Below are 15463 nucleotides of genomic sequence, written 5' to 3' on the forward strand. Positions count from 1 at the left end.
ACCCAAGGGGATCGGTTCGATCGTTAATGATCTGCTAACTACGGCCGTTTCGAACCCTGTTCACGCAGTCATGAACGGAGATTATTTAGCAATATTATTTTGGGCAGTCTTGTTTGGGATCGCCCTACAAATGGTCAGTCAAACAACACGCAAAGTAGTCGGCGACTTTTCAGACATGGTCGGCAAAATCGCTGGTTGGATCATCGAATTTGCTCCATTTGGTATCATTGGCTTGATTCACCAAGCTTTAGTTGAAACAGGAACAGCAGGAGTTTTACGGTATGGACAATTAGTGCTGTTACTGATCGGGACAATGGTTTTCGTTTACCTGGTCGTTTATGCACTAATGGTCTGGGGGTTGGTCCATCAAAATCCATTCCCACTCGTCTTTTGGACACTAAAGGTTTCTGGGATCCCTGCCTTTTTCACTCGGAGTAGTGCAGTAAATATCCCGATCAACTTGGAGGCCTGCAAGGATTTGGGGTTGAATGAAAAAAGTTATGGCGTTTCGATCCCTCTGGGAGGTTCAGCCAACTCAGGGGGAGCAGCGATCACGATTTCGATCATGACTCTTGCTGCCACCCATACTTTAGGCATGGAGTTCTCATTTCCACTAGCTTTGATCTTATGTTTCTTAACTGCCATCGCTTCAACTGGAGTTTCGGGCATCGCTGGCGGTTCATTACTTTTGATCCCAATGGCTTGTAGCTTATTTGGCATCAGCAACGATATTGCCATGCAAGTGGTCGGTGTCGGTTTTGTGATTGGTGTGATCCAAGATTCCGTTGAAACGGCGGTCAACTCTGCTTCAGACCTCTTATTTACCGCAGCAGCCGAGTATGGCGACTTGCGCAAGGCCGGCAAGCCAGTCGATATTAAAAAAGCCGTACGCCAAGCAAATCAGGCACGCGGCTAAATCAAAATAATTATTTCAGCATAACTGTTACTGACTCGTCATTCATTTTGGAAGCGATCAGTAACAGTTTTTTTGCAGGTTGCAAAGTAATCAAAATGTTTGAAATTACGCGATGACAATGTTAATCTGAAAGCGCTCAATCGTGGACGACTAAAATTGGCCAACGTGCTTATTTGTCAAAATCTACGGTTGGCTTAAGACATAATTTATGTAGACAGTCAGGTTTTTGAAAGGAGTTTTTCTAATGAGTTTAGATTACGATTCGATGAAGAAAATCAATGTTTCTCGTTCAGTTAATACTGGTGGCCGTGAAGGTGAATCAGTTGCCCCTGACGGAAGTTTTTCCGTTAAAACTTCCATGACAAAAAACAAAGACGCTACTACACCAGAAATGTTATTCGCGGCAGGCTTTGCGGCTTGTTTTAACAGTGCAATGTCTTTCACATTACAGCAAGCTGGTAAAGGTGACCTCCATCGTCAAGTAACAGCTAACGTTGATCTATATGCCGCTAGCCAAACAGATTTTAATTTGAAAGTCAGATTAGTGGGGCACATCGATGGCGTAAAACCTGAAGAAACACAAAAATATATGGAAGAAACCGCTAAAGTTTGTCCATACTCCAAAGCCGTCGCTGGTAATATCGACGTCGAAGTCTCAGCTGAATAAAATATAGTCAAAGTTAAAGTCGCTGCATTGTCAGCGACCTTTTATGTAGTATAAAAAAAGCAAACAGCTACTGCACTGCTTGCTACCTATCTACAGGTTTTGATCCATTTCAAATGTTCCTTTAATTTGGGATCTTCTGTTATTTCTGGATCTTGTGCCCAGTTGTCGCCATATGTCTGATCTAGATACGTAATAATATTATGTGTCCGGATCCGCATCTCTTCACGTTCAGCCATATTTATCCCCCTTTTTCTCACTCTTTATCTTTCCCAATTACATCATAGCTCATTTTAACCAAAAAAGTGCAAAATAACCCTTGAAGCAAATATTGTCTACTTCTAATTTAAAACATATTTTTCAACTGCTGTCGCCAAACCTTCGTGCTCATTATCAGCCGTGACAACTTGGGCATTTTCTTTAACAAGTGGATTGGCATTCCCCATGGCTACACCTAAGCCAGCAGCTTTGATCATCGTTAGATCATTGTTTTGATCACCGACAGCCATAACTTCAGCTGGTTTTATACCTAATTTAGCAGCTAACTCTAACATTGTATTTCCCTTCGTGGCCCGTGGGTGCATAAATTCAAAAAACCACTCTTCACTATGAACACAATAATAACTCTCCTGGATATCTGCCGGCAATTTAGAAATAGCTGAAGTTAAGATACTAGCCTCATCAGCCCACATGTATTTTGCCAAATCAAAAACTCCAGCAGCCTGTGCATTTTCACGGACATGCAATGGCATCTTAGTAAAATAAGAGTCCATGACTGACACCGGACTAACATCTGGTGTTGTCACATAAATATTCCCATCAGGAGTCACTGCCTGTCCTCTGACACCCAGCTGGTGGGAAAGCTGATCCAATTTGACAAAATCTTCAGTAGTCAACATTTTAGAAAACAATGGCGTAGTTTCTGTCACACGCTGAACTTGTCCACCGTTAAAAGTAATGGCGTAATCATCTGCTCGATAAAAGCCAAGTTCAGTCAAATATTCTTGCATACCAACTAGCGGCCGACCGCTACATAAAACAACATACACACCCTGCTGGCGCGCCATTTGCAAGGCTTTTTTCGTGTGTGTAGTGATTTTTTTAGTGTTAGTGAGTAGAGTCCCATCAATATCAGTTGTGATCATTTTAATTGCCATCGCTGTTGCTCCTTTATGAAAAGTCTCCACTTAATTTTAACTTACTAGAGGAAAAATTGCTGGAGAAGTTTGGTTTTGAAAAAGTCAAGGTACTAGAAGGAATCTGAGACCACCACTAATAGCTATGACTGAACGTTACTTTTGGCGACTTACGTTTGGTTAGGGCTTAATCTGGACGCTTCATTTCATGACTTACGTCCAGTTGTGATTTTAAAAAAACTACCTAGCTCTTTTCATCTGCTAGGTAGTTTTAACTTGTTTTTTTACTCTACTCTATTATTTTCTATCAACTCTTGTTGTTGATCATATAACGCTGTCGTGATGTATACTGGATATTCATCCGGGTACAATAAGCGTTTCTTTGCTGCTGGTAGTTCCGCAAGTTTTTCTTGGCTGTACTTCTGAATTTCAAACACACCCGGTTCACCTGTTAACAACTCGCCCTTGTCGTTTAATACCAGCTCTTGTAATTCATCAACATCGATATTTCTCAATGTTCGGTACCGTTTAGTTGCTTCAGGGTCAGCACTTAAAACTTCCATTTCATCAATATGTCCATCGATTTCTTCATCTCTGAGTCCGACTAAATCAGCAAACGGGGAGCCCGTACGCGGATCATACAAACGATAAACTTGTTTGCGTCCAGGCAAAGTTAATTTGCCGATGCTGGCACTGACCTTAACTTTTGGATACCATTTGCCATCATCCTTTTGGACCGCACCTAATTTATAAACACCACTCAAAACTGGGGAACTAGCACTAGTGATCAGATTTTCACCCACACCAAAATTATCGATTGCTGCACCTTCACTGATCAATGATTGGATAATATGTTCATCCAAAGCATTTGAAGCAGTGATCGTTGCATCTGGATAACCAGCATCATCTAACATTTTACGGGCTTGCGTTGAAAGTTGCGTAATGTCACCTGAATCGATCCGAATACCGAATTTGTCATAACCTTTAGCTGATAATTGGTCAAAAACTTTAATTGCATGCGGGACACCTGAACTTAAAACATCATAAGTATCGACCAATAAAGAACAGTTTTGTGGGTAGATCTTAGCCCATGCTTCAAAAGCCGCCTGCTCGTTATCAAAGGCTTCGATCCAACTGTGTGCCATCGTCCCAGAAACTGGGATGTTAAACTTTTGCCCTGCCAGTACGTTAGAAGTTCCAACACAACCACCGATCACTGCGGCCCTGGCACCATAAATCGCACTAGCTGGTCCCTGTGCTCGTCGTGCGCCAAACTCCATCACTGATCGATTCTTAGCGGAAGCAGAAATACGACGAGCTTTTGTAGCGATCAATGTTTGATGGTTGACGACGTTTAGCAACAAGGTTTCAAATAATTGAGCTTGTAACAGTGGACCTTCGACTGTGACGACTGGTTCACGTGAAAATACTGGTGTTCCTTCAGGAATTGCGTAGACATTGCAGTCAAATTTAAAATCACGCAAATATGCCAAAAAATCTTCTGAGAAGATATCTAAGCTTCTAAGATAATCCAAGTCCTCTTCTTCGAAATGAAAATTTTGCATTTCTTTTAAAACCGTACCAAGCCCTGCTAGGACCACAAAACGCCCATTATCTGGTAATTTACGGAAGAACATGTCAAACGAACCACGTTCATCTTTCATTTCTTGGTAAAAGCCATTTGCCATCGTATATTCATATAAATCAGTTAATAGTGCCATGTTACCTTGCTCGATCATTGATCGTTCCTCCTAGTAAACAATTAAAAGTAACTATTACCTTTAATAAAATAAAAAAATAATTTCCCTCATATATCTTGTTGATACTACGCTTTTCCCTGCATAATTGCAACCACAAAAAATCTTCCCCTGTAAAATACGCACCTTAAATGAGCACTCTACTTTAAACGGTATAAGTTTGCCGGGCGACCACGCTTTTTAGCTGCGACTGTTCCCGTTTCTTCAAATAATTTGCCGTGCGTCTTTTTAAAATTGGAATTATCGATCTGCTCACGTTTGATCTTTAAAAATGGCGCATAAACACTCCGAGCATCTTTTAAAGTAAAAGTGTCGCCCAAGATCAATAAAATGTTGGGTTGATAATCCAACTTATTTTTAATACGAAAACAAGCGACCTTAATGATCCACTCGTGGTCAAAGGCTAACTGTTGGCTAGCACTTCGACCATAGTCAGTCAGTTTGGCATAGTAGTCTTCTTGTCGTTTGGCCTGAGCGACGCTATATTTTTCATTGCCATTGCAAAAGCAATAAGCCTGGTCATAGATAGTCATCGCAAACCATTTAGCATCGATCGCACCATACCCGGGATCAAGCGGTGGCATTTCTGGCAGAAATGTCATATATGCTAACGATAAAGTCCGCTGATCATCATTAAAACGCTGAGGCGCCGTAAAAGTTTCTAATTGTTCTGTATGAAAAGCAGCTAATTTCAAGCCGATCTTATCGTGCACAAGACGTAAGGCCGCCTGGTCTGCGCTTTCGTTCGCACCAAGGAATGTTTCTGGTAAAGACCACATATTCTGGGCAGGTTGGTTGGCACGTTTGACAAGCAACAAGTTGACCTGGTCAGTATGGCGGTCAAAACTCCAAATCAAGTTTACAATATTGACTTTTGTCAAACGATCTTCCTCTAACATCACCGTTCTCCTCTCACTTCTCATTCAGTTTCCACATTCATTATAACCGATTAGAATTACTGAGAAAACCTTCAGGGGTTATTGCTTGTATTTTAACAATTTTCCTTATAAAATGTAAGCAATAATCAAAAATAAGGAGGTTCCATTTTATGACTAAAGTAGGGATCATCGGTGCAACCGGTATGGCCGGCTCAGCCGCATTTAAAGAAGCACAAAGCGCAGGCTTAGACGTGACAGCGATCGTCAGAAACAAAAGTAAAGCTAAAGATAAACTAGGTGACTCCATCCAAATTTTGGAAAAAGATGCGTTTGCATTGAGTCATGACGATCTGGCTAACTTTGATGTAGTAGTTGACGCCTTTTCAACTGACCCAGCTCAAGCTTACTTACACGTTGACTTAACTGCTCATTTGATCAGCTTGTTCCGTGAAACACAGCAACCTCGTTTCATCTTTATTTTAGGTGCTGGTAGCTTGCATACAGGTGACGACAATCACTTGGTAGTGGAAGACATCAAAAAAGTACCCGGTGCTGAGAGTTTCATTAACACACCGATCAACCAACTAGCTGAATTACATTTCTTGCAAGACGTAACTAATGTAAACTGGGTCGGCATCTCACCTGCTTCTTCCTTTGTTGCCGGAGAGGCTAGCGACAACATCTTATATGGTACAGAAGAATTATTGACTAATAAGGACGGTAACTCCGAAACGACTGGTGGAACAATGGCCAAGGCAATCGTCAAAGAGATCCAAGAACCAAGCCATAAACAAGAACGTTTTACAGTCGCTAACGGTTAAAAATAAGCAACTTAGCATAAATATTAGAGAGTAAGACAAACGATTTTTGGACCCGATTTGTAACGATGATTGCGCTATTTTGGGTCGAACCAGAATAACGTCGTTGTTACAGTATGGTTTCAATCTTGTGGAACACGTTTAAAAACAGAGAGCGGAGCGTGGCGTTTAGAAGGTGAGCACTAATTGACTAGTCGGATATGATGCGTTTTTTGCATTAGAGCCGGCTAGTTAGTTAGGCACAGCCTTCTGCCAGGCGAAACTCATTTAAGAGCCGTTGATTTATCCTGTTTAAATGGGATAGATCAACGGCCCTTTTAGAATCACATTGCTAGTTATGTTATGTCCAAGCCTCTAGCTAGTTCCACAACTATTTGCCAAAAACTGTGTCTTAATAATCTTCCATTTCTGCAAGTTCATTTAAATCATTCAAATCAATTGCTGCATCTTTGACTTGCGCTGGAATTTTTATATCTTTATTCTTATTCAATTTAGAATAGTCATAGTTCATCTTAGCATTGATCGTTTCGCCGTCTTGTTTGTATTTCATTTTGACTTGGTAGTTCTTAGGTAGGTAGCTGTCCTTATCAATCTTGTATGTATAATCGACCGATTGGACCTTGATATCTTTAAAAAGATTCTTGGTTTCTTCATTTTCAACCGCAGAAGTCATCATCTTTTTAACTTCTTTAACTACTGATTTCTTATTTTTACTATCACCTTTCAGCGTCATAGTATAAGTATTATCTTTGCTGTTAACTTCCATTTCATCTAATAATTTTTCACTACCAGCACTGTATGTACGGTTTTTTTCTTCTTTTTCAAAATCTGGCCATTCGACACCAACTTCTTTAAATGTATCTTTATCACCCTTGATCCACTCACCATTTAGCTTCATATATTGCTCATCATCGGTAATATAATCTGTCACTGGAATAGTTTGACCGTCACCTTTAAGTGTTAATTCTTGCTTAAAGAGAGCCGGTTTAAGCTTGAAGTCCATATCAGAAGCAACCTGGATCTTTTCATCCCCCGATTTAAGATCCATCGTCATTTCGACTCGCCCATTTTTAACATCCTGACCGGCATCTTCCATTTTTTCATTAATTTTTTGCGCCGAAGGAGTACAAGCGGCCAGTAGTAACATTGACGAAGAAGCAACCAGCGTTGCCATCATTTTTTTCCATTTCATCATAAGCACATCCCTTTTTTATATCTTGAAAGTACAAGCTTTATGCTAGCATATTTTCACGTAATAAAATATGTTTATTATTTTAGTTTTTGAAAAGGCTTTCTTTATTTTTAAAGATAAAATTTGCTATAATAAAATCACTTATAAATCGTGGAGGTAGTACTAATGTTTAATATTGTTCCCAATGACATGGGTGAAGTTGCCCAGAAATTAAGCTTTTTACAGGCGAATAGAAAAGAAAATATGACTGAACAAGATGTCTTAGTCGATACGGCTAAAGAAGGTTTACAAGAAATGTTGGATGAAGCCTTGGAAGGCCCATATTTTAACGTCAAATGGCGTACTAAAGATCAGGAATTATTAGTAACTGGTGCCTTAAAAGAAGAAATCGGTACGGTAATACCCCGTGACGGCTTTGATACCTTTTCAGCTGACTTTAAAAATAACGCGATCTTATTTTGGCGTAATTATGGCAAACAACTGACCGCTTTGATCAACCAAGAATAAACGGCTAGTCTGGAGGATATTAGGAATGGTAAATGATCTATTACAAAATCCTAGTGAGTTCGAAGAATTCTACCAACTCTACTTGTATGCTTTTAATAACCCTGATACATCGCAAAGACGTGCTTATTTTTTCAAACGTTGTGAACATGCCTTAGTCTATGGAAAACGAACTGCAACAGGTAATTTAGCTAGCGGTTTATTGAGCCTGCCTTTTGAAGTTGACTTTCATGGAACTCGCTATCAAACAAAGGGGATCTGCGATGTGACAACGGCTCCCGAGGCGAGTGGTCAAGGTCATGCTAGCAATTTATTGCAAACGGCCTTAGAAGATATGGCAAAACAAGGTACTACTTTGTCTTACCTAGCACCTTTTTCTTTCAAATTTTACCGTCGTTTTGGATACGAACATGTCTTTGATCATTGCAAATATACGCTCGAAAGCTCACAGGTCCCGCAAATAAAACCAAAAGAAAATTCTCATCATATCAAACGTGGCATGTTGCAAGATAATTTACCTACGGTCGCTGATTTTTATGCACGACTGGTTAAAAAAGGTGGTTTGTCAGGTGGATTGGTGCGTTCCGAGTGGTGGTGGCACTATTTGAGCATCAAAAATACGTGGCACTGTGCACTCGACTTCAATGACAGAAACCAAGTTGCAGGCTATATTTTATATGAATTACAGTCCGATCATTTAACTGTCAAAGAATTCTTATTTGACGATCCGCTTGCCTATCAGAATCTCTTAACCTTTATTTTTGCTCATCAAAACACCGTGGGATCTTTCGTTTTTGACACGCCCACACCAACTTATCACGGGGATTTATTGCCTGAACCAAGAAACGCCCAGTGTGTAATAGAACCGTACATGATGGCACGGATCGTTGATCTACGTGACTTCTTAGTACGCTATCCTTATCAAAAAAGAGACTTTGAGCCACTGCGACTGACTGTCACAGACAAAAATTTACCTGCCAATGACGGAGTCTGGGAAATTGCCGCCAGTGGCGAAAGAGTTACGGTGCAACAGGTCAATGCAACTAATGTGCCTGACAAATTAACGATCCAACAATTGACCCAAATTTTCTTTGGAACACGCTCGGTTCGGCTGCTGGCTGCGACTGGTGCAGTGACATTACGCCCCGAAACCGTGAATGCCTTGGAACAACTCATTGTACCCGAACCACCAGAATTAGTGGACTATTTTTAAGGGAAGAGAAATATCTGAGAGCGGGACAAAAATCGTTTTGAAGCTGGTGTTTAACGTCGTTTACGCTATAAAAATTTCAAGCGATAATTGGGTTATTTTTAGCAAGGGAAAAGACTGGGATATTTTTTGTCCCAGCCTCAGTTCATGCTCATCTGAACGTTACTTTGGCTAACTTACGTACAGTTACTCCAATTTTTTAGGGGCTTAACTTGCTTTTAGGCAAACATCGCGCTATATTCAAACTTAATCATTTGAAAAGAGGGAATTAAATTGGATTCGAAACAAAAGCGAAAAATTTTCTTCCTAGTCGGCGCGATCTGGTTGCTGACTATCATTTTGATTGCACTAAGTGTAGTTGCTTGGTACACCAAGGCGCCCACTGGTCTTTTACTAATCTTGTTAGTCGCTGACTTCTTGGTGCTCAGTGCGGCTGGGACTACGCTAACTGTCCCTTTCTTATTACGCAAGCACAAACGCCGTGCACAAAAAGAAACTAACAAGGACTGAACACACACATTTGCCAAAAGTATGTATCTGGGACATAACTAGCTGTAGATTCTAAAAGGGTCGTCGATCTATCCCATTAAATGGGTTAAATCGACGACCCTTAAATGAGTTTCGCCTGGCAGAAGGCTGTGCCTAACTAACTAGCCGGCTCTAATGCAAAAAACGCATCATATCCGACTAGTCAATTAGTGCTCACCTTCTAAACGCCACGCTCCGCTCTCTGTTTTTAAACGTGTTCCAAAAGATTGAATCCTTACTGTAACACGATTGCGTTATTCTGGTTCTTCGCTTTTCTATAACCCAAAATAATGCGATCACCGCTACAAATCGGCTTCAAAACACCTTTTGTTTCACTTTCTTATTTCCACTGATCCTTAATAAATTTCTCACGGCCGCCCATTTCTTCCATTTGGTAGCGTAGAGGGTTTTTCTTGTAGAAATCTTGGTGATAATCTTCTGCCGGATAAAACGGCTTGGCATCTTCGATCTGTGTCACGATCGGTTCCTTGAAACGTTCACTTTCTGCCAACTTCTTCTTGGAAGCTTCGGCGATCTGCCGTTCCTCTTCATTTTGCACGAAAATCACTGGTCGATAGCTGTCACCCCGGTCTTGAAATTGACCCATGGCATCAGTTGGATCCGTTTGGCGCCAGTAGACTTCGACTAAGTCAGCATAGGACACAACTTCAGGGTCGTAGTGGATCTCGACGGCTTCAGTGTGACCGGTCGTATGGCTGCAGACTTGTTCATAAGTCGGATTTTTTACGTGACCACCCGTATAACCAGAAACTACCTTGTTGATACCAGGCTGTTCATCAAATGGCTTGACCATACACCAAAAACACCCACCTGCAAAAATTGCTGTTTTTTCCATGTGATGCACTCCTCGTTTTTTAGATTTTCAAATACAAAGAGCACAGACTAACTCTGTGCCCCCAATTTATTAAAGACTAAATTTAGTCAGTATATTGTTCTAAGATCTGTTTTAATTGATCTTTAGGATGGTAGCCCACGATAGTGTCGACAACTTCGCCATCTTTTTTGACCATCAAAGTTGGGATACTCATGATACCAAAATGAGATGCTGTTTCAGGGTTTTGGTCAACATCCATCTTGGTAAATTGAACGTCACCCATCTCGTCTGATAATTGTTCAACAACTGGTGATTGCATCTTACATGGACCACACCATGTTGCCCAGAAGTCTGTCAAAGTAACGCCTTTTCCAGTAACTTCTTCAAAATCTGCATCTGTGATTTCTTTTACTGCCATAATTTAATTCCTCCTATATTTGAGTTAAGCTGGTCATTTTCCCAAACGCGGACGTTCTTTAACCAATGACAGCTATATTACAAAATTATATTGTGTTCTACTTACTTCTACTATATTACCATAATAACGCATTATTTCTAGTTTTGCACTGCTTCTACAATATCATTAGTAAATTCTTCAGGAGTCGTTTTAGGCTCATAACGACCCACAAGTTGACCATCTCGCCCGATCAGAAATTTCGTATAATTCCACGCGATATCTTGGCCATCAGTTTGCTCTTTCAAATACGTATATAATGGATCTTCATCGTCGCCATTAACAACCACCCGCTTGGTCATTGGAAATGTGACTCCGAAGTGACGCTGACAATACTGTTCTGCCTCTTCATCTGAGTCCAATTCTTGGTTGAACTGGTTAGAAGGTAGACCAACTACGTTGAATCCTTTATCATGATATTTTCGATACAAAGATTCGATTTGTTTAAGTTGTGGGGCTAATCCGCACTTACTGGCAGTATTGACTAACAATAAAACCTGTCCATCAAAATCGGCAAAATCAATTGTCTGTCCGCCAACCTCTTGTTTTTTAAAATCATAGATTGATGACACCGACATCACCTCTTTCATTGGATAAATACTCTTGTATTGATCACGCGAATGGATAGACAAACTCCCAAACTCAAAAGACTGTACATCATCAACTTCAGTTCCACGTTATAAAGTAAATAATGTAACAGTAAATTTTACACTACCTCTGTGATCGAGTTTGTCATCCTAGCTTTTAATCGTTCGCGATCAACTATTAGAAATGTAACATTATTCTAAAGGTACTTCAATATATTTGCTTACAATTTGATAGTAATTTGTTTAAATTCTCTTCTGGCTTCGCTTGCGTTACAATTAATACCAATAAGAAAGGGAGCTGTGTTTATGTTAAAAATCAAACGGATATATGACCATGAGCAAGACTATCAAAGCTACCGGATTTTAGTTGACCGGATGTGGCCACGTGGCATTTCCAAAGCCAATGCCAAACTCAATGATTGGACCAAAGAGATCGCTCCTTCCGTCGAACTACGCAAATGGTTTGCACACGATCCAGAGAAGTTTGCTGACTTTCAAATTGAGTATCAAAAAGAACTAGATCTTAACCCTTACACTAAACAATTTATCGCAACTGTCAAAAAACAACTAACTCAGGGCAACGTCACCTTGCTTTATGGTGCCAAAGACACTAAACATAACCAAGCCGTTGTACTCAAGCATTATTTGGAGCAAAAATTGGGCGAAGCAAACTAATTATACATTTTAGTCTATTGATAGTATGATAACGATAACAAATATTTTACGAGGAGGAATTTGCATGAAGTTTTTATTTGAATCCAATTACAATAATAAACAAGATCGTTTTGTTCACTATAATGAAGATGAAAAAGTTGATGCACAGGTTGATTTTACTGTTGATGATGAAAAAAAGACTTATACGATCGATTCCACTGTAGTCGATCCTTCCTTACGTGGTCAGGGGATCGGTGGTTATCTAATGTTAGAAATGGCCAACCATGCTCGCAAAAGCGGCTACAAAATTATAAATGTTTGTCCCTATGCCGTAAAGTTTTTTGAGAAACATCAAGATGAAAATGCTGATGTTTTAGCATAATTGAATTTTTTAAATAGAGAGCGGGACAAAAGTCGTTTTGAAGCCGGTATGTAATGCCATTTACGCCATTTTTGGCCGTAGCAAAGTGCAGGACAAGAATGGCGTAAATGGCATTACATTGAGGATTCAGACTTTTGAAACGCGTTTATGTTGTAAAAATTAGAAGCGATAATTTGATTATTTTTAGCAAAAGAAGAGACTGGGATATTGTTTTGTCCCAGCCTTTTTTATGCTAAAAATTATTTTAATAGTTTGACTTACAAAGATCTGGTGATAGATTATCAGTCGCCTTGGACGCCAAAATTCAAAACATCGATTCGATCAACACTTTATTTATCTCAGTTGACCCCACTGATGCTGAAATGACCAACAACCACCGTCAAACTTATTCTTTGCCAACTCTAATGAACAATCAGCGTTCAGCGAAATTTTGAAGAACATTTAGATATACAATATGAAACGAGCGTGAAACAAAGGATGCTTTGAGACCACTTTGTAACGATGATTGCATTATTTTAGGTGGGGCGCAAGGCAAAGAATCAGAATAAAACAATCGTTGTTACAGTATGACTTCAATCTTTTGGAACATGTTTAAAGGCCGTCGATCTATCACAAAAATGGATTAAATCGACGGCCCTTTTAGAATTACACAGCTAGTTATGTCTCAGCTCCGTTTTTATTTTTAAACACACAAAAATAATGATCAGACTTAATTACTTGCACAAGGCAACTAGTGAAAGCGGACAAAGAGAACTAAAAGAAGCTGATTTCGCACCAACCCCGAACCTATTGTCACACTATAGTTGAGTCCGACCATTATCTGATAGAGAATTTAACAAGCTCCTAACCTCTTTTCGTGTGGTTTCGTAATGAAACAACCGTCTAATTTATAAATATAAATTATGAGCTGTTCATTCCCTACGCCCTTATTGTAATCGCTTTCTAATAGAAATACAAGTCTTTCATCACAAATGTTTTCTAAAACAACTGCTTTTAGTCATAGTATTTAAACTGATAGTTTTTTACTTTAAGAAAATCATTTGTAAACAGGTATATCAACGACACAAAGTTGGTAAATAAATTATATCTGTATACATAAAAGTCTTGAAGTCATTTGTTCAAAATTGGTATAGACGCATGAAATTAAAAAATAGCTAGTCCGCTATACCCGACATTAGGAAAAATATGGTATTCTAGAAACATTAATAAAAATAAATTAAGTAAAGGGGTGAGAACTGATGAAAAAAAGTAAGATAAGTGCATTTTTTATCGCGCTATTTTCGATGATCTTATTTTTGGCAGTTTCTCCTAAAGTACACGCTGAGGAAACATATACGATCGGTACAGATGTTACATATCCACCATTTGAATTCGCCAATAAAGATAATAAATATGTCGGCATCGACATTGATTTGATGAATGCGATCGCCAAAGAAGAAGGTTTCAAGGTCAATATCAAGGAACTCGGCTTTAACGCCGCTGTTCAATCCTTGCAATCCAGACAGATCGATGGCGTTATTGCCGGAATGTCGATCACACCAGAACGACAAGCAAAATTTGATTTTTCAGATCCTTACTATAAAACTGGTGTCGTCATGGCTGTTGCCAACAACAGTAAAATCAACGGTCTCAGCGATTTAAAAGGTAAGAAAGTTGCCCTTAAAACAGGGACTGCCGCTGCTGATTATGCTCGTTCGCAACAAAAGAAATATGGCTTTAAGACAGTAACTTTCGATGATTCGGACAACATGTATAACGATGTGACTAACGGTAACTCGGATGCAACATTTGAAGACGTACCTGTCATGAAATACGCGATCAAAACCGGGACCAAGCTTAAGATCGTCACCAAGCCAGCAGAAAGCGGCAACTATGGTTTCGCGGTTTTGAAGGGTGAAAATTCGGAACTGATCCAGAAATTCAACCACGGATTGAAAGTGCTGAAGAAAAACGGGGAATACAAAAAGATCACGGACCGTTATTTGAGTACAGATACCGTAAATAAGCAAAAGAAAAAATCTGACGAACATACCTTTGGCGGATTGCTCAAACAAAACAGGTCCGTATTACTGAAAGGTTTAGGACAAACCCTTTACCTAACGGTCGTTGGTATCATTGCCGCAACGATCTTCGGGGTAATTTTTGGTTTACTAGGTGTCTTACCTAACAAATTCGCCCGCGGTCTATCCACGACTGTGATCTACATCTTCCGTGGATTGCCACTATTAGTTTTGGCCCTATTTATTTACAATGGTATTCCGAGTTTGACAGGAACAAAGATCCCCGCTTTCATTGCTGGGACGATCACATTGATGTTAAACGAAGGTGCGTACACAGCAGCGTTTGTCAAAGGTGGGATCGACTCAGTCGACGATGGGCAAATGGAGGCCGCGCGGAGCTTAGGACTGCCATTTGGCAAGGCAATGAAAAAGGTCATCTTGCCCCAGGGAATTAAGATCATGGTCCCTTCGTTTATCAACCAATTCATTATTACTTTGAAGGATACTTCGATCCTATCGATCATCGGGATCTTAGAATTGACTCAAACCGGGAAGATCATCATTGCACGGAACCTAGAAGGATTTAAGGTGTGGGGGATCGTGGCATTGATGTATTTGATCATCATTACATTACTGACATGGTTATCTAAGTATGTCGAAAAGAAAATGAATGATTAAAAAGTAAAATGCCTAGAAGATAAATAAGATCTTCTGGCTGTCATAACTCAATTAAAAACAGCACTACCTAGACTTTAAGATCAAGCTTAGGTGGTGCTGCTTTTTAGTTGGTTAAGAATTAAAATACTTTGGTTGGTGTATATCTTATTGGTTAGTTGATCCCCAGCACTTTCAAAAATAAAAGGGACTGGGAGATAGCTAACTGTCCGATCCTAAAAAGGAAGCGAGACAAAAGTTGTTTTGAAGCCTCACTGTAACAACGATTGCGTT

17 protein-coding genes are annotated in these 15463 nt (G+C 39.8%); 9 read left to right on the forward strand and 8 right to left on the reverse strand.

The window, feature by feature from the left end; translation table 11 throughout:
* Together sstT and LACPOB_RS0103365 are read left to right on the forward strand one after the other, a co-directional pair.
* Positions 1 to 916 (forward strand): serine/threonine transporter SstT (gene sstT / locus LACPOB_RS11685; protein ID WP_040532708.1); only part of this gene is annotated, 916 nt, incomplete at its 5' end.
* 244 nt (positions 917 to 1160) lie between these two features.
* Complete coding sequence (locus LACPOB_RS0103365; RefSeq protein WP_017867416.1) at positions 1161 to 1583, forward strand: Ohr family peroxiredoxin; 423 nt, start codon at positions 1161 to 1163, stop codon at positions 1581 to 1583.
* A gap of 86 nt (positions 1584 to 1669) precedes the next feature.
* Here the strand turns inward: LACPOB_RS0103365 and LACPOB_RS12700 are convergent, their stop codons facing one another.
* The 4 genes from LACPOB_RS12700 to LACPOB_RS0103385 form a co-directional block, all read right to left on the reverse strand.
* The gene (locus tag LACPOB_RS12700; protein ID WP_017867417.1) at positions 1670 to 1819 is read right to left on the reverse strand and encodes a hypothetical protein; all 150 of its coding nucleotides are present in this window, start codon (positions 1817 to 1819) and stop codon (positions 1670 to 1672) included.
* Between the two features lie 102 nt (positions 1820 to 1921).
* Positions 1922 to 2737, reverse strand: a complete 816-nt coding sequence (locus LACPOB_RS0103375) for a Cof-type HAD-IIB family hydrolase (protein ID WP_017867418.1) — start codon at positions 2735 to 2737, stop codon at positions 1922 to 1924.
* Positions 2738 to 3000: 263 nt separating this feature from the next.
* A complete protein-coding gene (locus tag LACPOB_RS0103380) occupies positions 3001 to 4455 on the reverse strand; it encodes a nicotinate phosphoribosyltransferase (protein ID WP_017867419.1) in 1455 nt (484 codons plus the stop codon).
* 158 nt (positions 4456 to 4613) lie between these two features.
* Positions 4614 to 5372, reverse strand: coding sequence for an NUDIX hydrolase (locus tag LACPOB_RS0103385; protein WP_017867420.1), 759 nt, complete (start codon positions 5370 to 5372; stop codon positions 4614 to 4616).
* Between the two features lie 149 nt (positions 5373 to 5521).
* On the opposite strand from LACPOB_RS0103385, the gene LACPOB_RS0103390 reads away from it, so the two are divergent.
* Positions 5522 to 6172, forward strand: a complete 651-nt coding sequence (locus LACPOB_RS0103390) for an NAD(P)-dependent oxidoreductase (RefSeq protein ID WP_017867421.1) — start codon at positions 5522 to 5524, stop codon at positions 6170 to 6172.
* Positions 6173 to 6560: 388 nt separating this feature from the next.
* On the opposite strand, the gene LACPOB_RS0103395 is transcribed toward LACPOB_RS0103390, so the two are convergent.
* Complete coding sequence (locus tag LACPOB_RS0103395; RefSeq protein WP_146983673.1) at positions 6561 to 7364, reverse strand: DUF6612 family protein; 804 nt, start codon at positions 7362 to 7364, stop codon at positions 6561 to 6563.
* A 162-nt stretch (positions 7365 to 7526) separates the two neighbouring features.
* On the opposite strand from LACPOB_RS0103395, the gene LACPOB_RS0103400 reads away from it, so the two are divergent.
* The 3 genes from LACPOB_RS0103400 (at position 7527) to LACPOB_RS0103410 (ending at position 9585) form a co-directional block, all read left to right on the forward strand.
* Positions 7527 to 7868: a hypothetical protein gene (locus LACPOB_RS0103400; protein ID WP_017867423.1), complete on the forward strand. Its 342-nt coding sequence runs from the start codon at positions 7527 to 7529 to the stop codon at positions 7866 to 7868.
* Positions 7869 to 7893: 25 nt separating this feature from the next.
* Entirely contained in the window at positions 7894 to 9078 is a 1185-nt protein-coding gene (locus LACPOB_RS0103405; protein ID WP_017867424.1) for a GNAT family N-acetyltransferase, read from the forward strand.
* Between the two features lie 270 nt (positions 9079 to 9348).
* Positions 9349 to 9585, forward strand: coding sequence for a hypothetical protein (locus LACPOB_RS0103410; protein ID WP_017867425.1), 237 nt, complete (start codon positions 9349 to 9351; stop codon positions 9583 to 9585).
* 358 nt (positions 9586 to 9943) lie between these two features.
* On the opposite strand, the gene msrA is transcribed toward LACPOB_RS0103410, so the two are convergent.
* The 3 genes from msrA to LACPOB_RS0103425 form a co-directional block, all read right to left on the reverse strand.
* The gene (msrA, locus tag LACPOB_RS0103415) at positions 9944 to 10459 is read right to left on the reverse strand and encodes a peptide-methionine (S)-S-oxide reductase MsrA (protein ID WP_017867426.1); all 516 of its coding nucleotides are present in this window, start codon (positions 10457 to 10459) and stop codon (positions 9944 to 9946) included.
* Between the two features lie 82 nt (positions 10460 to 10541).
* On the reverse strand, positions 10542 to 10856 hold the full coding sequence (gene trxA, locus LACPOB_RS0103420) for a thioredoxin (RefSeq protein WP_017867427.1): 315 nt from the start codon (positions 10854 to 10856) through the stop codon (positions 10542 to 10544).
* A 137-nt stretch (positions 10857 to 10993) separates the two neighbouring features.
* Positions 10994 to 11464, reverse strand: a complete 471-nt coding sequence (locus LACPOB_RS0103425) for a glutathione peroxidase (RefSeq protein ID WP_017867428.1) — start codon at positions 11462 to 11464, stop codon at positions 10994 to 10996.
* Between the two features lie 321 nt (positions 11465 to 11785).
* Between LACPOB_RS0103425 and LACPOB_RS0103430 the strand changes: the two genes are divergently transcribed.
* The 3 genes from LACPOB_RS0103430 to LACPOB_RS0103440 all read left to right on the forward strand — a co-directional run bounded on the left by LACPOB_RS0103430 (position 11786) and on the right by LACPOB_RS0103440 (position 15193).
* Positions 11786 to 12154, forward strand: coding sequence for a DUF488 domain-containing protein (locus LACPOB_RS0103430; protein WP_017867429.1), 369 nt, complete (start codon positions 11786 to 11788; stop codon positions 12152 to 12154).
* 64 nt (positions 12155 to 12218) lie between these two features.
* Entirely contained in the window at positions 12219 to 12515 is a 297-nt protein-coding gene (locus LACPOB_RS0103435) for a GNAT family N-acetyltransferase (RefSeq protein ID WP_017867430.1), read from the forward strand.
* Positions 12516 to 13798: 1283 nt separating this feature from the next.
* Entirely contained in the window at positions 13799 to 15193 is a 1395-nt protein-coding gene (locus LACPOB_RS0103440) for an amino acid ABC transporter substrate-binding protein/permease (protein WP_225429654.1), read from the forward strand.
* The last annotated feature ends 270 nt before the right edge of the window (positions 15194 to 15463 follow it).

The sequence above is a fragment of the Ligilactobacillus pobuzihii E100301 = KCTC 13174 genome (assembly GCF_000349725.1).
GTDB classification, from domain to species: domain Bacteria; phylum Bacillota; class Bacilli; order Lactobacillales; family Lactobacillaceae; genus Ligilactobacillus; species Ligilactobacillus pobuzihii.